At 69.5% G+C, this 16,691-nt stretch carries 20 protein-coding genes; 7 read left to right on the top strand and 13 right to left on the bottom strand.

Annotated elements, in window-relative coordinates:
• Positions 1-240: helix-turn-helix domain-containing protein (locus tag M3Q23_04730; protein ID MDP9341418.1), on the bottom strand; the 240-nt coding region annotated here is incomplete at its 3' end.
• A 162-nt stretch (positions 241-402) separates the two neighbouring features.
• Between M3Q23_04730 and M3Q23_04725 the strand changes: the two genes are divergently transcribed.
• Entirely contained in the window at positions 403-921 is a 519-nt protein-coding gene (locus M3Q23_04725) for a sigma-70 family RNA polymerase sigma factor (protein MDP9341417.1), read from the top strand.
• The gene (locus tag M3Q23_04720; protein MDP9341416.1) at positions 918-2,219 is read left to right on the top strand and encodes a PQQ-binding-like beta-propeller repeat protein; all 1,302 of its coding nucleotides are present in this window, start codon (positions 918-920) and stop codon (positions 2,217-2,219) included. Before M3Q23_04725 ends, M3Q23_04720 begins: the two co-directional genes overlap by 4 nt.
• A 149-nt stretch (positions 2,220-2,368) precedes the next feature.
• Here M3Q23_04720 and M3Q23_04715 read toward each other — a convergent pair whose 3' ends face one another.
• The 3 genes from M3Q23_04715 to hppD form a co-directional block, all read right to left on the bottom strand.
• Positions 2,369-3,397: a 13E12 repeat family protein gene (locus tag M3Q23_04715; GenBank protein MDP9341415.1), complete on the bottom strand. Its 1,029-nt coding sequence runs from the start codon at positions 3,395-3,397 to the stop codon at positions 2,369-2,371.
• A 149-nt stretch (positions 3,398-3,546) separates the two neighbouring features.
• A complete protein-coding gene (locus M3Q23_04710) occupies positions 3,547-3,825 on the bottom strand; it encodes an excalibur domain-containing protein (GenBank protein MDP9341414.1) in 279 nt (92 codons plus the stop codon).
• Between the two features lie 191 nt (positions 3,826-4,016).
• Complete coding sequence (hppD, locus tag M3Q23_04705) at positions 4,017-5,129, bottom strand: 4-hydroxyphenylpyruvate dioxygenase (protein MDP9341413.1); 1,113 nt, start codon at positions 5,127-5,129, stop codon at positions 4,017-4,019.
• A 110-nt stretch (positions 5,130-5,239) separates the two neighbouring features.
• On the opposite strand from hppD, the gene M3Q23_04700 reads away from it, so the two are divergent.
• Complete coding sequence (locus M3Q23_04700; GenBank protein MDP9341412.1) at positions 5,240-5,863, top strand: DUF47 family protein; 624 nt, start codon at positions 5,240-5,242, stop codon at positions 5,861-5,863.
• Between the two features lie 15 nt (positions 5,864-5,878).
• On the opposite strand, the gene M3Q23_04695 is transcribed toward M3Q23_04700, so the two are convergent.
• The 3 genes from M3Q23_04695 to M3Q23_04685 are packed head-to-tail and all read right to left on the bottom strand — an operon-like array spanning position 5,879 to position 7,701.
• The gene (locus M3Q23_04695) at positions 5,879-6,073 is read right to left on the bottom strand and encodes a hypothetical protein (protein MDP9341411.1); all 195 of its coding nucleotides are present in this window, start codon (positions 6,071-6,073) and stop codon (positions 5,879-5,881) included.
• Positions 6,070-7,056, bottom strand: coding sequence for an inorganic phosphate transporter (locus M3Q23_04690; protein MDP9341410.1), 987 nt, complete (start codon positions 7,054-7,056; stop codon positions 6,070-6,072). Before M3Q23_04690 ends, M3Q23_04695 begins: the two co-directional genes overlap by 4 nt.
• Before the next feature lie 27 nt (positions 7,057-7,083).
• Positions 7,084-7,701: a DUF47 family protein gene (locus tag M3Q23_04685; protein MDP9341409.1), complete on the bottom strand. Its 618-nt coding sequence runs from the start codon at positions 7,699-7,701 to the stop codon at positions 7,084-7,086.
• A gap of 149 nt (positions 7,702-7,850) precedes the next feature.
• Between M3Q23_04685 and M3Q23_04680 the strand changes: the two genes are divergently transcribed.
• Positions 7,851-8,450, top strand: coding sequence for a nitroreductase family protein (locus tag M3Q23_04680; GenBank protein ID MDP9341408.1), 600 nt, complete (start codon positions 7,851-7,853; stop codon positions 8,448-8,450).
• A gap of 16 nt (positions 8,451-8,466) precedes the next feature.
• On the opposite strand, the gene M3Q23_04675 is transcribed toward M3Q23_04680, so the two are convergent.
• From M3Q23_04675 to M3Q23_04650, 6 genes are all read right to left on the bottom strand, one after another.
• The gene (locus tag M3Q23_04675) at positions 8,467-9,204 is read right to left on the bottom strand and encodes a response regulator transcription factor (GenBank protein ID MDP9341407.1); all 738 of its coding nucleotides are present in this window, start codon (positions 9,202-9,204) and stop codon (positions 8,467-8,469) included.
• Between the two features lie 27 nt (positions 9,205-9,231).
• Positions 9,232-9,918 carry a phosphate signaling complex protein PhoU gene (phoU, locus tag M3Q23_04670; GenBank protein MDP9341406.1) on the bottom strand — a complete coding sequence of 229 codons (687 nt, stop codon included), beginning with the start codon at positions 9,916-9,918 and terminating at the stop codon, positions 9,232-9,234.
• Complete coding sequence (pstB, locus tag M3Q23_04665; protein ID MDP9341405.1) at positions 9,915-10,742, bottom strand: phosphate ABC transporter ATP-binding protein PstB; 828 nt, start codon at positions 10,740-10,742, stop codon at positions 9,915-9,917. Before pstB ends, phoU begins: the two co-directional genes overlap by 4 nt.
• Before the next feature lie 49 nt (positions 10,743-10,791).
• On the bottom strand, positions 10,792-11,751 hold the full coding sequence (pstA, locus tag M3Q23_04660) for a phosphate ABC transporter permease PstA (protein ID MDP9341404.1): 960 nt from the start codon (positions 11,749-11,751) through the stop codon (positions 10,792-10,794).
• Positions 11,751-12,704, bottom strand: a complete 954-nt coding sequence (pstC, locus tag M3Q23_04655; GenBank protein MDP9341403.1) for a phosphate ABC transporter permease subunit PstC — start codon at positions 12,702-12,704, stop codon at positions 11,751-11,753. The genes pstA and pstC overlap by 1 nt, the downstream gene beginning before the upstream one ends.
• Before the next feature lie 104 nt (positions 12,705-12,808).
• Positions 12,809-13,882, bottom strand: coding sequence for a substrate-binding domain-containing protein (locus M3Q23_04650; GenBank protein ID MDP9341402.1), 1,074 nt, complete (start codon positions 13,880-13,882; stop codon positions 12,809-12,811).
• Positions 13,883-14,193: 311 nt separating this feature from the next.
• Here M3Q23_04650 and M3Q23_04645 point away from each other — a divergent pair, with 311 nt between their 5' ends.
• The 3 genes from M3Q23_04645 to M3Q23_04635 are packed head-to-tail and all read left to right on the top strand — an operon-like array spanning position 14,194 to position 16,673.
• Positions 14,194-14,604 (top strand): arsenate reductase ArsC, encoded by a 411-nt coding sequence (locus M3Q23_04645; GenBank protein ID MDP9341401.1) that lies wholly within the window; start codon positions 14,194-14,196, stop codon positions 14,602-14,604.
• 2 nt (positions 14,605-14,606) lie between these two features.
• Positions 14,607-15,128: a histidine phosphatase family protein gene (locus tag M3Q23_04640; protein ID MDP9341400.1), complete on the top strand. Its 522-nt coding sequence runs from the start codon at positions 14,607-14,609 to the stop codon at positions 15,126-15,128.
• Positions 15,129-15,182: 54 nt separating this feature from the next.
• The gene (locus M3Q23_04635) at positions 15,183-16,673 is read left to right on the top strand and encodes a Ppx/GppA family phosphatase (protein ID MDP9341399.1); all 1,491 of its coding nucleotides are present in this window, start codon (positions 15,183-15,185) and stop codon (positions 16,671-16,673) included.
• Positions 16,674-16,691 lie beyond the last annotated feature (18 nt).

The following is a 16,691-nucleotide window of genomic DNA, read 5'->3' as shown; positions in this document are numbered from 1 at the left end:
CCGCTCCTGCAGCCCTTCAAGGCCCTCCTCGAAGAAGCGCTTGCGCCACATGGAGACGACGTCGCGGGTGGTGTTCAGGCGCAGGGCGATCTCGTCGTTGTCCATCCCCTTCTCGGCCATGAGAACGGTCCGCGCCCGGACCACATCTCGATACGCCGACGTATACTTCCGAGCTCGCGTCTCCAGGATCCTCCGCGTGGCCGGGTCGAGGACGATCTTGTACGGGCTCTTCCTCGGCATGGCACCCTCCTCTCGGAGGAAACCATAGCCTACAACTTACGTCGGTGTAATTATGGTGGCGACCACTTAGCTTAGAGAGGGCCTTCGCGGCTTTACTCCTCCCCTCCCCCTCATCATGCTCCCGTGGTGCGCCGGGAACCGTCTAAGCGACAGCCGGGCTCCGTGCATCCAGGGATAGACGGACGGGGAGCGGACGAGCCAGGTGCGGGCGCGGAACCCTTCGAGGCCTTCTACGAGGCCGAGCACGACCGGCTGTACCGGGCCCTCTACCTGCTGACGGGCGGGAGCCATGAGGCGGAGGAGTTGATGCAGGAGACGTTCGTCAGGGTCTGGGAGCGATGGACCCGGCGCGGGCCCCCGGACGACCCTGTCGCCTACCTCTACCGGACCGCCATGAACACCTTCCGGATGGGATACCGGCGCGCGCGGATGGCGCTCAGCAAGGTCGTACGTCCCGGCCCCCCGCGCGACCGGTTCGCGGAAGTGGACCTGGCCGAGGACCTTCGGCTGGCGATGGTGGACCTCACCCCTCGCCAGCGGCAGGCCATCGTGCTGACAGCATTCCTCGGGTACGAACCCGCCGACGCCGCCAGGGTCCTTGGAATCCGGGCCAGCACCGTTCGGGCCCTGACGACCCAGGCGCGCGCCGCGATTCGGGACCGGATCGGACGGGCGGAATGAGCGAACCCGAGGAGATCCTGGAACGGATCGCCCGTGGCGCTCCGCCTCCCACGGAGGGATTCGACGGCGTCCGGCGGCGCCGGCGTCGGCGAGAGGCCCGACGGCGTGCCGCCGCGTTGGTGGTCGCCGTGCTCGTGGCGGTGCCGGGCGCGTGGCTGGGCTTCCGGGCGCTGAGCGGCCTGGGCGGCGAACGTGCTCCGTCCTACCCGGCGATCGGACCGGGCAACGTTTCAGGAATCTCCGTCGTCTGGCAGAGGCAGACCGGCGGGCTCAGCGGCTCCTCGGTCACCTCGGACGGAACCGCCGTCTACGTGGGGACCACCTCCGGCACCCTGGTGGCCCTCGACCCGGTCGATGGATCGGAGGTGTGGACCACGCAGCTCGACGGACTCGTGAACACTGAGCCCGCCGCAGCCGGCGGACGCGTCTACGTCCACACGAGCACGGGGACGTTGTACGCGTTCCCGAGGTCATGCCGGACCACCTGCGAGCCCCTGTGGACCGGGCAGACCGGGAGCACGGCCTCCACACCCCCCACCGTGGCGGCCGGATCCGTGTACGTCGTCTCGAACCAGGGTCGCCTGCTCGCGTTCCCGGTGGATTGCGGGAGCGGCGGAGCGGTCTGCAAGGCCTCGTGGGTCGCGGGGACCGACCAGCACCTCCCGGTGCAGGTGGCCGTCTCCGGGGATGTCGTGTGGGACTCGAGCTCGACGCGCCTGCTCCCCTTCGCCGCGGACTGCGGAACCGGGGGCGCCGATTGCAGCCCGCTCACGGATGGCTTCCACCCCGCCACGGCGCTGTCGAGCCCGCCGGCGGTCTCGAGCAACGTCGTCTACGTGGGCGGCGGCGACGGCTCGTTGTACGCGGTGTCGACGGCCTGCTCTCAGGACGCCGGCGCCTGCCGGCCGCTGTGGGTCGGCAGGACCGGCGGCGCCATCGTGTCGGCTCCGGTCGTCGCCGGTGACGCGGTGTACGTCGGATCGGACGACGGCCGCGTGTACGACTTCCCGGCGCTCTGCCGAACGGACGGGGGGGCCTGCCAACCCACGTGGTTCGGACGGACGGGCGGGCCAATCGGCCAGAGCCCGGCGGTCACGGGAGGCATCGTCTTCGTCTGCTCGGGCGACGGGATCTACGCGTTCTCAGCCTCCGCCATCTCCCGCGGGAAGGCAGACCCGCTCGTTCACATGACGCTGGGCTCCCGGACCCTCGAGCCGGTGGTGTGGACCCACCGCATCGTTCTCGTCCCAACGCGATCGGGAACCCTGTTCGCGCTCGCAGGGCGAAAGAGCCCGTGAGAGAGACGCGGCCCGTGCCGAACCAGGCCCTCCAACCTCAGACGGCGGCTGAAAGCGCTGGTTGTCGTCCCACCTCGGCTCGCGGTGGGGCGGGGCCCGCCCGGTATCTGGTCCTGTCGGGGTGAAACCACCGGACGGTGCCGTCCTGCTCACGGCGGATGGTCCACCCGTGCTCGTGCACCAGCTTGTGGTGGAAGAAGCAGATCAGGACCAGGTTGTCGAGGTCGGTGCGACCGCCGTGTTCCCCACCACACGATGTGGTGGGCCTGGGTGAATCGCCGCGCCCCGCATCCAGGGAACCGGCACTCGGAGTCCCGGTACCGGAGCTGGCGGAACATCCATGCTGGCGGCTCCCGTCTCATCCGGCCGAGGTGCACCGGATCGCCTGATCGGTCCTCCATCACGGCCTGGACCCTGGCCGAGCACAGCAGACGGTCAAGTGTGTGGGGGTGGAGGACCCCGCCCCCCTCGATCTCGGCCCCACCACCGGAGGCCAGGGTGCCCACCGAGGCGTGCACCACCACGGTGGCCCGGTCCGGGTCGGGATCGGCGGATAGGCGGGACGAGCACACCGCTACCAGGGCGTCGGCCCGGCGGGCGTGGACATCGAAGGGACCATCCTCTCCCGGCATCACGGGAATGGTCTCCGCCACCCGCTCCAGGGCCCTCGCCACCACCGCACCATGGGCCGCGGGGAGTTCCGCCTCCATCCCGAACCGCCGTCCCTCGTCGAAGTACCACCACGACAGCCTGCGGTCCCTCTCGGCGTCCGCGGCACCCTCGATCACCTGGCGGGATTCCACGTCGGCCCGGCGCCTGATGCAGCCGGGGGCCACCCGGGTGGCCCACGGGATCAGCCGCCGCTCGGTGTCGGGGGTGGCGAACCGGGTCAGCTCCACCACCTTGTCGATGCCGAGGACGCCTGTGGCGAAGGCCTCCCCGATCAGGGGGAGCTCCTCCAGGGCATGGGCGGAGGCGATCCACCGGCGGGCCTTCCAGTCGGAGATGCCGTAGCGCATGTACAGCCAGTGGGCCATGTCCCGGGCCCCGGAGTCCCACCAGGCCTCCCGGCGGTCCACCTCCGCGATCAGCCGGAACAGCTCACGCTGGGACGACGAGATACACTGGTGAACCCCGTCGGCGGACTGGATGAGCTGCTGGTCGGACTTCCCGTACACCGCGCGTTCCTTCAGTTGTGGCTCACAGGGGAAGGTGGAGTCAAAGGTACCGAACACACGTTCGGTTGTCAGTGAAATGCATCACACCTGGCGAGGTTTCTTTCGCAGGAGCGGAAAATCGGGCCCCGCGAGACGACGCCGTCTATCGCCTACTCGCAACCCTGTCCGTTGTTGTTGCTGTCGAGGTCGTAGGGATCGGAGCCCGTGACCCGATAGGCCACGCCGGACTTCGTGTAATACGGACCGTTCCCCGAACCGCCGTAGCAGTCGTAGTCGGCCCCATGGAGGTTGCGCAAGCACGGCGAATAGCCCTTGGTGCAGTGTTTTTGATGCGCTGCCGGGCTGTGGCTCGAGGCTTGTGCACCCAAGGCACCACCGAGCACCAGCAGCGCGAGCGTGGCAAGCGCCGTGACGACAGTCCGTCGCATGGGGAGAGTTCCCTTCGATTGGCTGACCGGGACCGCGGATCGTAGCAGGACGGCGCCATGAACCAGTACGCGGAGCCTGTCGGAAGGCGGGGACGGCCCGGCTCATCGCGAGTTCCGCAGCGAGCGAAGCGAAGCGAGGATGTCTGAGCAGGGAGCCGGGCCGTCCCCGGCCCCAGCCACCGGGACGGGGCCTACAGGTTGCCGCGCTCGTCCTGCTCGCGCTCGATGGCCATGAACAGCTCCTTGAAGTTGCCCAGTCCGAAGCCGCGGGAGCCATGCCGATCGATCAGCTCGTAGAACACCGTGGGGCGGTCCTGCTGGATGCGGGTGAAGATCTGGAGGAGGTACCCCTCCTCGTCCTGGTCGGCCAGGATTCCCAGCCGCTCGATGGCCCTGTGGTCCTCCTGGACCTGGTCGATGCGGTTCCACAACGCGTCGTAGTACGTCTGCGGCACGCGGGTGAACCGCACGCCACGCTGGCGGAGCGCCGTGACCGACCCGATGACGTCGTCGGTGGCCATCGCGATGTGCTGAACGCCCGGCGAGCGGTAGAAGTCCAGGTACTCCTCGATCTGGGACTTCTTCTTGCTCGGTGCCGGCTCGTTGATGGGGAACTTGACCCGTCCATCCCCATCCCACATGACCTTCGACATCAGGGCCGAGTACTCCGAGGAGATCTGGTCGTCCCGGAAGTGCACCAGCAGCGAGAACCCCAGGATGCGGGCGTAGTAGTCGGCCCACTCCTGCATCTTCCCGAGCTCGACGTTGCACACGACGTGGTCGATGCCCTTGATGCCGACCGGCGGGCCGTCGTCCGGATAGGCCTCCTCGGCCCGGTAGCCGGGCAGGAACACGCCCGAGTAGTTCTCGCGCTCGACGAACGAGTGCAGCGTCTCGCCGTAGGCCTTGATGGAGGCCCGGACCACCTTTCCGTGGTCGTCCTCCAGGATGGTCGGCTCAAGAGCGCCTTCCGCCCCTCGCCGCAGCGCCTCCTCGTAGGCGTGCGTGGCGTCCGGCACCCGAAGCGCGACGTCCCGGACGCCGTCGCCGTGCAGCGCGACGTGCTGGACGACGGGGCTCTCCGGGCCCATGCCGCCGGTGAAGACGTAGCGGGCGTCGCCCTGCTCGCACACCCAGGACGCCCGGTCCCGAACCTTGGTCTCGGGCCCCGAGTACGCGGTCACCTTGAACCCGAACGCCTTCGAGTAGTAGTAGGCGGCCTGTCGCGCGTTCCCCACGTGGTACTCGACGTGGTCAATGCCCTGGAGGGGCATGAAGTCCTCGTGCTGGTCCTGGTCTGGCATGGTTCGACCTCCGGCTCGTCCTGCGTCCAGTGTATGCCGGGCCCGAGCCCGATGGCCTGACGGCGGCAGGCTCCGTAGAGTGTCCACCGCATGACCAGGAAGGAGCCCCGGTGAAGCTCAAGATCTCCCAGCGAACCGACGAGTTCTTCCGACTGTTCGCGGAGTCCGCCCGGAACCTGCGGACGGCCGCCGAGATGCTGAAGGACCTCATCGAGGACTACACCGACGTCGAGGCCAAGGCCCGGCGGATCCAGGACCGCGAGCACGAGGGCGACGAGGTCACCCACGAGATCATCCGCCGGCTGAACACGTCGTTCGTCACCCCCATGGACCGTGAGGACATCTACGCGCTGGCGTCCGCGCTGGACGACGTCCTGGATTCGGTGGACGCGGTGGCCGACCTGTTCGTGCTGCATCGCATCGAGGAGCCCCTACCGGAGATGAAGGCCCTGGCCGACGTGCTGCTCCGGGGAGCGCAGCAGACCGAGCAGGCCCTGGAGGTGTTCCCGCGCATGGACCGGGACAAGCTGGAGCCCTATTGGGTCGAGATCAACCGCCTGGAGAACGAGGGCGACCGCATCTACCGCCGCGCCGTGGCGGACCTGTTCTCGGGCGACTACAAGGCCATGGACGTCCTGAAGTGGAAGGACGTCATCGAGAACCTCGAGGGGGCCGTCGACGGCCTGGAGAACGTGGCCAACATCATCGAGTCGTCGGTCCTGAAGCACGCGTAGCGCACCGAGCGCGCTTCAGTCGAGACCGGCGCTGCGCTCGCCCCGGCCCCGTCCGGCCAGCGCCTCGATCGAGAGCATGATCCCCCAGAACGCGGCCAGGCCCGTCGCGGCCAGGTTCACCCACCGGAACTCCGGGAAGTTGGCCGGGTACAGCAGGAGGCACACCGCCGCCGTGGCGAAGAAGAACCACGCCCGCCGACCGATTCTCACGACAGGGCTCGCACGATCAGCTCGGTGACCCACGAGATGGCGAACGCCGCCGGGATGGTCAGGATCCACGCCCACACCACCCGGCCGGCCACGCCCCACCGCACCGCGGAAAGCCGCTGGGTGGTCCCCACCCCCACGATGGCGCCCGTGATGGTGTGCGTCGTGGACACCGGGATGCCGGCGTGCGCGGTGAAGAACAGCGTGGCCGCCGCGGCGGCCTCGGCGCTCATCCCGCCCACCGGCTGGAGCTTGGTGATGCGCGATCCCATGGTGTGAACGATCCGCCAGCCGCCGAAGGCGGTCCCCGCGGCGATCGCCGTGAGCGCCGCGATCTTGACCCACCAGGGGACCCCGGCATCCGGCGGAAGGTGATGGGTGGCGATCAACAGGGCCAGGATCACGCCCATGGTCTTCTGGGCGTCGTTGGTCCCGTGGCCCAGGCTGAAGCCGGCGGCTGACACCAGCTGGGTCCGGCGGAAGCCCCGGTTCAGCTTGTCGACCTTCCGGTACCGGTGGAACACCCAGAACACCGTGGTCATGATGGTGAAGGCCAGCAGCAGGCCAATGATCGGCGACAGCACGATGAACACGGCGATCTTGCGGATGCCGTCACCGATCAGCGAGTGCCACCCGGCCCTGGCCACCGCCGCTCCCATCATGCCGCCCACCAGCGCGTGCGATGAGCTGGTGGGAAGGCCGAAGTACCAGGTGATGATGTCCCAGGCGATGGCGCCGACCAGGCCGGCGAAGATGACCCCCACCGTGAACACGTCGGGCTGCACCACCCCGGTGGCGATGGTGGCGGCGACGCTCGTCCCCAGCAGCAGCGCCGCGAAGTTCCAGAACGCCGCCCAGGCAACGGCCAGCCGCGGCGAGAGCACCCGCGTGGAGACGACCGTGGCGATCGAGTTCGCCGCGTCGTGGAACCCGTTGAAGAAGTCGAACGCCAGCGCGACCAGGACCACCAGGACGACCGCGGTCACGGTCGAGCGCTTCGCGCCGCGGGGAGGCTAGGCATGCTTGAGGGTGATGGACTCGATGACGTTGGCGATGTCCTCGCAACCGTCGATGGCGGTCTCCATCTGGTCCAGGATGTCCTTCCACTTCAGGACCTCCATGGCCCGGAACTCGCCCGAGTACAGCCGCGCGATGGTCTTGCGGTAGATCCGGTCGCCCTCGTTCTCCAGGCGGTTGATCTCGATGAGGTAGCCGTTCAGGCCGTTCAGCGATCGGAGCCGCGCCACCGCCTGCGAGATGGCCTGGGTGGAACGGACCAGTACGTCGGCCTGCTGGCGGAGCTCGGGAAGGGGTTCCTCGATGCGGTGCAGCACCAGCAGGTCCGCCACGGCCTCAGCGGCGTCGAGGATGTCGTCCAGCACCGTGGCCAGCCGGTAGATGTCCTCCCGGTCGAACGGGGTCACGAACGTGGTGTTGAGCGTGGCCATGATGCGGTGGGTGAGCTCGTCGCCCTCGTGCTCGATGTCGCGGATGCGAGCGCTGGCCGACTCCGCACCGCCCAGGTCGGCGGTCAGCGCGGCCAGCTCGCGGGCGCCCTCGGCCACGTTCGCGGCCGCCCTCTCGAACAGCCCGAAGAAGGACTGTTCCCTGGGAATGGCCTGGAACGGCACGCCGCGGTCTCCTGTGGTCGGGCGAAACGGTGCGGAGGCTATCGAGCGGCACGGCCGGCTGTCCAACCGGCCGCACGCCTCGGGGGCGTGAGACCATCCCCGCGGGCCGGCTGGGCCGGGAGGCGGAACACGAGATCCGAGGAGGTGGCGTGGAGTTCACGACCGTGGTCAGGCGGCGGCGGATGGTCCGGAGCTTCGAGCAGCGGCCGGTTCCCGAGGCCAACCTGCGACGGATCCTGGACGCGGGCCGGCGGGGTCCGTCCGCCGGGTTCAGCCAGGGGGTCGACTTCCTGGTCCTGCGCACGCCCGGGGAGGTGGCGAGCTTCTGGGCCGCGACCGATGAGCCCGACTGGCCCTGGAAGCCGGCCGACCTCGCCGCCGGACCTCCGGTGATCGTTCTCCCGCTGTCGAACAAGCAGGCCTACCTCGAGCGCTACTCGCGGCCGGACAAGGCCGGGGCGGGGATGCAGGTCGAGGAGGGATGGCCGGTGCCGTACTGGGACGTCGACGCGGCGATGGCGGCCATGCTCATGCTGCTGGCGGCCGTGGACGAGGGCCTGGGGGGCTGGCTGTTCGGGATCTTCCACGGCGAGCGCGGGCTGCTGGCCCGCCTGGGGGTCCCGCCGGGCGTCCGGCCCATCGGAGCCCTGGGGTTCGGCTATCCGGCCCCCGAGGAGCGGCGCCCCGGGTCCTCCCGCCGCCTTCAGCGGCGAGCGCTGGACGAGGTCGCGCACTGGGGCCGGTGGTGACGGCCCGGCGCTCCGGTCAGTCCACGAACCGGTAGCCCAGCCCGCGCACCGTGATCAGGTGCACCGGCCGGTGGGGGTCCTCCTCGATCTTCTGGCGGAGGCGCTTCACGTGGACGTCCAGGGTCCGGGTGTCCCCCACGTAGTCCGCCCCCCACACCTCCTCGATCAGGTAGTCGCGGGTCAGCAGGCGGCCCTTCCGGGCCAGCAGGAGCTCCAGCAGCTCGAACTCCTTGGGGGGCAAGGGAACCAGCTCGTCACGGATGCGCACCTCGTGCCGGTCGGTGTCCATGGCCACGGGCCCGCCCTCCAGGGCCGAGCCGGGCTCCGGCGAGGCAGGGGTCTTCGCCATCCCCGCCCGGCGGAGGTGGGCTCGGACCCGCGAGGTCAGCTCCCGCATGGAGAAGGGCTTGGTGACGTAGTCGTCGGCCCCCAGCTCCAGGCCGGCGACCTTGTCCGCTTCCGAGTCCTTGGCCGTGAGGACCACGATGGGCACGTCGGACTCCGAGCGGATCAGCCGCAGGACGTCCAGCCCCGCCAGCTGGGGCAGCATCAGGTCGAGCAGCACCAGGGACGGCCGTTCGGCGCGGAACCGCTCCACCGCGGTTGCCCCGTCCTCGGCCACGGCCACCCGGAATCCCTCGCGCTGGAGCGAGTACTGGACGGTCTCGGCCAGGGCCGGCTCGTCCTCCACCACGAGGACGAGGGCCTCGCCGCTGGGGGCCGGTCGCGGGCTGGGAGGCGTCGGTGAGCTCACGGAACTCCCCGGTGAGCGGCCGGCCGCCTACGGTTCAATCAGGTGGGATGCGTCGGTGAACTCGCGGAACTCCCCCGTCAGCAGGAACCCGACCTGCTCCGCGATGTCCACGGCGTTGTCGCCCACACGCTCGAGCTGCCGAGCGACGACGTTCATCTGGATCCCCCATTCCAGGGCCGCGGGGTGGCCGGCCAGCCGAAGGACCTGGAGATACATCCCCCGGTTCAGCAGATCGACCGGGTCGTCCATCTCCGGCAGGCGCAGGCACAGCTCCAGGTCCCGGCGCACGAACGAGTCGATCGCCGTCCGGAGCATCCGGCAGACGATGTCGGACATCTCCTGGAGGTGCGACAGGATCGTGGAGTCGGTGGGGAGGTCCTGCGTGAGCAGGTAGATCTTGGCGATGTTCACGGCCTGGTCGCCGACCCGCTCCAGGTGGAGGTTCGTGTGCAGGATCGCCGACACGAGCCGGAGATCGGTCGCGACGGGTGTCTGGAGCGCGATCATCTCCAGGATGTGCCGTTCGATCTCCAGATAGCACTCGTCGACCTCGTCGTCCCCGTCGATCACCGCATGGGCCAGCTCGTTGTTGCGGTGGACCAGCGCTTCGACCGAGCGCGCCACCGCCGTCGTCGCCAGGTCCGCCTCCCGGTACAGTGTGGCCTGGAGCTGAGCCAGGTCGTCGTGGAAGCGGCGGCGCGTTTCCTCTCTCATCCGAATCGCCCGGTCACGTAGTCCTCCGTTCGGGGGTCTTTCGGGTTGGTGAAGATGTGGTCGGTCAGGTCGTACTCCACCACCGTTCCCACGCGGGGGCCGTCGTCCTTGACCTCCACGGTGAAGAAGGCGGTGCGATCGCTGATCCGGGCGGCCTGCTGCATGTTGTGGGTCACGATCACGATCGTGTAGTCGGACACCAGCTGGTACATCAGCTCCTCGATCTTCAGCGTGGCGATCGGGTCGAGCGACGCGCAGGGCTCGTCCATCAGGATCACGTCCGGCTGGACCGCGATACACCGGGCGATGCACAGCCGCTGCTGCTGCCCCCCGGAGAGCTCCGTGGCCGAGGTCTTCAGCTTGCCCTTCACCTCGTCCCACAGCGCCGCGCGGGTGAGCGACTCCTCCACGAGCTCGTCCATGTTGCCCTTGAACCCGGCGATCTTCGGACCGAACGCGATGTTGTCGTAGATCGACTTGGGGAAGGGGTTGGGCTTCTGGAACACCATGCCGATGCGGCGGCGAACCTCGACGGGGTCGATCCCGGCCTCGTACAGGTCCACGCCGTGGTACCGGATCGTCCCCTCCACCCGGGCGACGTCGATGAGGTCGTTCATCCGGTTCAGGCATCGCAGGACCGTCGTCTTGCCGCAGCCCGACGGGCCGATCAGCGCCGTGATCTGCTTCTCGTACACGTCGAGGCTCACGTTCTCCACGGCGCGGACGCCCCCGTAGGAGACCCCCAGGTCCTTGACCTCGAATACGACCTCGGCGTCGTCGGGAACCTCGGTGGCGCGCTCTCGCGCCGTGCGCTCGAGGTGGATGGACCGCTCGGACGGGTCGGAACGGGTCACGGTCGATGCGTCCACGTGTTCACCACTTTCGCTCATACCGGTTCCTCAGCACGATCGCGGCCGCGTTGACCGTGAGCAGCACGGCCATCAGCACGATGATGGCAGCTGCGGTGAGATTCCGGAAGTTGGGATCGGCCTGCGTGGACCAGCTGAAGATGAGGGTTGGCAGTGACGTGTATGGGCCACGGAGCTGCCCCAAGAACCCCACGTTGCCCGGCGCGAAGAACCCCAGCAGCGCGCCGACCAGGAGCAGCGGCGCCGTCTCCCCGATCGCCCGGGCCAGGGTGAGGATCGCCCCGGTGAAGATGCCGGGAGCGGCCGACGGGAGCACGTGGCTCCGGATGACCTCCCACCGGGTCGCCCCGACCCCGAACCCGGCCTCCCGGATGCTGTTCGGCACGGCTCGCAGCGCCTCGCTCGAGGTGATGATGACGATGGGCAGGACCACCACAGAGAGGGTCAGCCCACCGGAGATGACCGTCAGCCCGCCGGTCAGCGGCTTCAGGAACTCGGCGAAGATGATCAGGCCCAGGATGCCGTAGACGATGGACGGGACACCGGCGAGGTTCCGCACGTTCGTGACGAGGATACGGTTGATCCAGGTGTCCCTGGCGTACTCCTCGAGGTACACGGCGGCCCCGACGCCGAGCGGGACCGCGAAGATGAGCACGATGGCCAGCAGCTCGAGCGAGCCGACGACCGCCTGCTTCACGCCCGCCAGGAAGGGGAACGTCGAGTTCGTCGACGTGAGGAAGCTGGTTCCGCGATCGGCCAGCACGGGTATCCCGCGCACCGCCACGTTGCCGAGGAGCACGACGAGGACACCGAGCGCGACCATCAGCGTCATCAGCAACAGGATCTGAACGACGTAGTCGCCGATGCGGAATCGCTTGCCGCGCAGGGCCGCCCGCACGATGCGCGTGGCCGTCGTGTCGGGCACGGCCACGACGCCGCTCGCCGGATCGGACCGCCACGCCATCAGTACCGCCTCCGCACGCGGCGAACGAAGCGGTTCGCCGCGATGTTCAGCAGCAGGGTCAGGACGAACAGGACCAGGCCCACGAAGAACAGGCTGGGGAAGGCCGCAGCCGCCGAATTCCCCCCGACGGCATCGGATCCGATCGCCAGCGAGCTCATGGCCGTCGTCATCGTCTGGCCGTAGTGCAGGGGATTCAGGGTGAACAGCGAGCCTCCGGTCGCTCCGGCGGCGATCGCCACCACCATGGTCTCACCGATGGCCCGCGAGATGCCCAGAATGAGGGCGGCCACGATGCCGGAGACGGCTGCCGGGAAGACCACTCGCAGGCTGGTGACGCGCTTCTTGGCGCCGAGCCCGTACGCGGCCTCCCGCAACGTCCGCGGCACGGCGAACATCGCGTCCTCGGCCACGCTCGCGACGAGCGGCGTGACCAGGATGCCGACCCCGATGCCGGCGGCCGCGAGGCTGAAGATCGACGTGGCCCGACCGAACAGCGCCTGGACCAACCGGGGGCTGATCACGTTGAGGGCGAAGAACCCCATGACCACGCTCGGGATCCCGGCCAGGGTCTCGAGGATCGGCTTGAGGGCCCGGCGGGCCCGGGGCCGCGCGTATTCCGAGAGGTAGATCGCGGCACCGAGGCCGAGCGGCGCTGCGACGAGCATCGCGATCACCGAGACGATCAAAGTCCCGGCCAGCAGCGTCGAGATTCCGAAGTCCCCCTGACGTGGGAACCAGCCTCCGGCGAGCAGCTGTGAGGGACGGATGAGCGTCAGGAACTGCACCGCCTTGCCCAGGAGCGACACGACGATGAGCGCGCTGACCAGGATCGAGAACCCGGCCGCGGCCATGAACGCGATCCGGATGGCCCGTTCCTTCCGGCGACGATGAGCGCTGCCGGCCAGGTCGGCGGCGGTCAGCCGGGCGGGCGCCGTGATCTCGAGCTGTGCCATGCCTCCCCTACCCCCCGGAAACGCCGGGAGCGGGGGCCGGGATCAACCCGGCCCCCGCATCGGTTCCATCTCCGGCCGGACTGGCCCGCCCGGCTCGAATCGCGCTACGCACCCTCGAAGCTGCTCCAGGTCGATCGGGTCTTGGAGATCTGGTCGCTCGGCAGGTCGACGTATCCGGCCTGCTGGACGCCCGTCGTGATGCCGGCGTCGGTCAGGTAGAAGTCCACGAACGCCCGCAGCGCGGGGTTGCCCTGCGCCTTGGCCTTGTTCACGTAGAGGTACAGCGTCCGCGACAGCGGGTAGGACTGGTTGGCGATGGTGTCCCGGCTCGGCGTCACGCAGTCGGAGTTCCCCCCGCCGCCCTTGTTCTCGTCCGGCGACACACCCAGGATCTTCACCTGCTGTGCGTTGGCCTCGGCGTAGGCGAATCCCACCCACCCGAGCGACGACTGCGAGCCCTCGATGCCCTGGATGATCACGTTGTCGTTCGCCGACGACTGGTAGTCGGGGCGGGTGGTGTCGTCGGGCTGGCTCCGCGAGTCGGCGATGTCCTTGAGGGCCAGGTCGATGAACGATCCCCACGTGCCGGACTCCTGGCCGGGGCCGACGAGGTCGAGGGGCTCGTTGGGGAAGTTCCCCGCCCCGCCGAGCTGCTTGTCCAGCGCGTTGGCGTCGGACCAGTTCTTGAAGCCCTTCGACTCCGGTCCGATCAGCGCATAGAGGTCGGCCTTGCTGAGACAGTTGACCGACGTGTTCGCGGGGTTGGTCATCACGGTGATGCCGTCGTAGGCGATCGCGAGCTCGATGTAGTCGACCCCGCCCTGCTTGCAGGCCGTGACCTCATCGGACGAGATCGCCCGGGACGCGTCGTTGATGTCGGTCTGGCCCTTGCAGAACAGGACGAACCCGTCGGTCGTGCCCGGCCCGTCCACGCTGATCTGTACGGCAGAGTTCTGCTGCGAGAACTCCTGGGCCAGCAGCTGGCTGATGGGCAGGACGGTGGAGGACCCGGAGACCTTCACCGATCCGGTGACCGGCCCGGAAGGGCTGGTGTTCGTGGCGCCGGACGGCCCGGTGCTCCCATTCGTGGTGGTGCTGTTCTTGCTGCATGCCGCAGCGAGCAGGACGACAGCCAACCCCAACGCGAGGCCGGCTGCCCTTCTGGTGGATCTACGCATGCTCAACTCCTCCTTCGTCGTCTCCTTGGGGCCCATCCCCGGGAGGGGCTTCGGTGGGGGCCGGGGAAAGGTGGCGGAGGCCGAAGCCCCTCCCGGGGAAGCCGCGGAACCCCGCGGCTGCACGGGCTTGGCGTGCGTGGGTGTCCTTCATCGTGAGGCGCCCGACATCCACGGCCGGGACGCTATCGGGGCCAGATGAACGGGCCGGAGCGCGAAGATGAACGGCACGTGAACGGGCCCCGAAGAGTTGCCGGCCCGAGGTGGCTTCCGGCGTGGGTGCTCGCTCCAGCCCCTACACTGCGAACGGTCCCATGAACGACGTACCGGAGGTCCTGTTCGTGTGCGTGCACAACGCCGGCCGAAGCCAGATGGCGGCGGCGCTGCTCGACCAGGTCGCACGGGGGCGCGTGCGCGTCCGATCCGCCGGCAGCACCCCGGCCGGCGAGATCAACCCGCGGGTGGTCGAGGCCATGGAGGAGGTGGGCCTGGACCTGTCAAAGGAGTTCCCGAAGCCCCTCGCCACCGGGGCCGTCGAAGCCGCCGACGTCGTGGTGACCATGGGGTGCGGCGACGCCTGCCCCGTCTACCCCGGCAAGCGGTACCTGGACTGGGACCTTCCCGACCCGGCCGGCCGGTCGCTGGCCGAGGTCCGCGAGATCCGCGACGAGATCGAGCGGCGGGTCCGTGCCCTCCTGGCAGAGCTGATTCCGGCCCCGGCCTGAGCATGACCACACCGGTCCGCTACCTCTACCTCCTTCGGCACGCCAAGTCGGATTGGGACGACCCCGGGCTGGAGGACCACGAGCGGCCGCTGTCCCCCCGGGGCCGCAAGGCCGCCAAGAAGATCGCGCAGCACCTTCGGGAATCGGGGATCCAGCCGTCGCTCGTGCTGTGCTCGTCCGCGCTGCGAGCTCGCCAGACCCTGGAGGGGGTATCCTCCGCGTTCGGCGAGGCGGTCGCCATCAAGGTGGAGCGCTCGCTGTACGGGGCGGACGAGGGAAACCTGCTGGCGAGGCTGCGGCGGGTCCCGGCCTCCGTCCAGTCGGTCATGGTGATCGGCCACAACCCGGGCCTCCAGTTCCTGGCGCTGACCCTGGCCGCCCGGGGCAAGCAGCGGGCCAGGCTGGAGGCGAAGTTCCCCACCGCCGCCCTGGCCACCCTGCGGATCCTGGAGTCGCCCTGGAAGGAGCTCGACCGGGGCCGGGCCGAGCTGGTCGAGCTCGTCGTGCCCAGGGACCTGGGGTAGAAACCTATTCTGCGCTCGGCCGCCCCACCCTCCCGCCGCAGGGGTCCCGCACGCATGGAACGAGCGCTCGCCGTCATCGACATCGGATCGAACTCCGGCCGTGTGGTGGTGATCCGGATCGGGCCGGGGCGGCACCTGGAGGTCCTCGCCGACAGCCGGTCCCCTCTTCGCCTGGCCCGTGACCTGGGGAAGGATTCCCGGCTCGGTCCGGAGACCGTGCGCCGGACCACGGAGGCGATCCGCGACTTCCGTTCCATCGCCGAGGGCGCGGGGGCGTCCCGGATCGTGGTGGTGGCCACGTCGGCTGTCCGCGAGGCCGACAACGGCGAGGAGCTCGTGGAGGAGGTCCGGCGCGGCAGCGGGCTGGAGGTCCGGATCATCGACGGCGACGAAGAGGCCCGGTTCGCCTTCCTGGGGGCCGTCCACGGCCTGGACGTCGAATCGGGCCTGGTGGTGGACGTCGGCGGCGGCAGCCTGGAGGTCTCCCGCTTCGAGCATCGGGAGATGGTCCGGTCGTGGACGCTGCCCCTCGGGAGCCTGCGCCTGTCGGACCGGTTCCTGGAGAGCGACCCGCCGGACGGGGACGAGATCCAGGCCCTCCGCGACCACGTGGCCGAGACGCTGGCGGGCGCGGGGATCGAGCCGCTGGGGCCGGACGAGGGCGTGATCGGCACGGGCGGCACCATCCGGAACCTGGCCAAGGTGGACCGGCAGGGGACCCGCTATCCGATCCCCCGCCTCCACGGGTACGTCCTTGCCCGAAAGCGCGTGCAGGACCTCGCGGATCTCCTGGCGTCGCGCCGGCTGTCGCGTCGCCGGTCGGTTCCGGGGCTGAACCGGGACCGGGCCGACTCCATCGTGGGCGGAGCCCTGGCCACCCTGGCCATGCTGGAGGCAGCCGGTGCGTCCAGGCTGATCGTGTCGGGCCAGGGCCTCCGGGAAGGGGTGGCCCTGGACGCGCTGTCCCTGTCGCCCTCGCCGGCCGCCGAGGCCCGGGAGGCTTCGGTCCTGGCTCTGGTGTCGCGGTTCCCGGCCTGGAGCTCGGAGCGGGCCTCCCGCCGGGCGGAGATCGGGACGGCGCTGCTGGAATCGCTGGACGGCGAGGTCGACGCCGCCGCCCGAGAGCGGGTGGCCCACGCCGCCGTGGTGCTCGACATCGGGCGGAGCGTCGACTACTACCGCCGGCACGTGCACGCCGCCGACATCGTCACGGAGGCCGACCTGGCCGGCTTCTCGCACCGGGAGCTGGCCCTGCTGGCGACCGTGATCAAGGGGGCCGGCGACGAGGGCACGCGGTGGCAGGACTACCGGCCCCTGCTGACCTCCGCGGACGGCGGGCTCGTGGCCCGGGAGAGCGCGATCCTCGAGCTGGCCGACGAGATGGAGCACCGGCTCCCGCCCGGGGAGGCGCCGGAGGTAATCTGTGAGGTGCGGCGAAAGAGCGTGGTGCTCTTGGCGCCGATCCACGACCCCTGGCGCCGAGAGTCCCTCGCCGGTCGTTTCGCCAGGGCGTTCGGGAAGAAGCTGGTGATCCAGGCGGATTGAACGGGGAGTCAACGTGGA

It is taken from the genome of Actinomycetota bacterium, from assembly GCA_030774015.1.
Classification (GTDB): domain Bacteria; phylum Actinomycetota; class UBA4738; order UBA4738; family JACQTL01; genus JALYLZ01.
The sequence above is the reverse complement of the archived record's forward strand: the minus strand, read 5'-3'. Positions and strand labels throughout refer to the sequence as shown.

Excerpts from the sequence above, each read along its gene's own strand:
- M3Q23_04640 (MDP9341400.1), top strand. The coding sequence starts at position 14,607 with ATGACCACACCGGTCCGCTACCTCTACCTCCTTCGGCACGCCAAGTCG.
- M3Q23_04645 (MDP9341401.1), top strand. The coding sequence starts at position 14,194 with ATGAACGACGTACCGGAGGTCCTGTTCGTGTGCGTGCACAACGCCGGC.
- M3Q23_04650 (MDP9341402.1), bottom strand. The coding sequence starts at position 13,882 with ATGCGTAGATCCACCAGAAGGGCAGCCGGCCTCGCGTTGGGGTTGGCT.
- M3Q23_04710 (MDP9341414.1), bottom strand. The coding sequence starts at position 3,825 with ATGCGACGGACTGTCGTCACGGCGCTTGCCACGCTCGCGCTGCTGGTG.
- M3Q23_04635 (MDP9341399.1), top strand. The coding sequence starts at position 15,183 with ATGGAACGAGCGCTCGCCGTCATCGACATCGGATCGAACTCCGGCCGT.
- pstA (MDP9341404.1), bottom strand. The coding sequence starts at position 11,751 with ATGGCGTGGCGGTCCGATCCGGCGAGCGGCGTCGTGGCCGTGCCCGAC.
- M3Q23_04720 (MDP9341416.1), top strand. The coding sequence starts at position 918 with ATGAGCGAACCCGAGGAGATCCTGGAACGGATCGCCCGTGGCGCTCCG.
- hppD (MDP9341413.1), bottom strand. The coding sequence starts at position 5,129 with ATGCCAGACCAGGACCAGCACGAGGACTTCATGCCCCTCCAGGGCATT.
- pstC (MDP9341403.1), bottom strand. The coding sequence starts at position 12,704 with ATGGCACAGCTCGAGATCACGGCGCCCGCCCGGCTGACCGCCGCCGAC.
- phoU (MDP9341406.1), bottom strand. The coding sequence starts at position 9,918 with ATGAGAGAGGAAACGCGCCGCCGCTTCCACGACGACCTGGCTCAGCTC.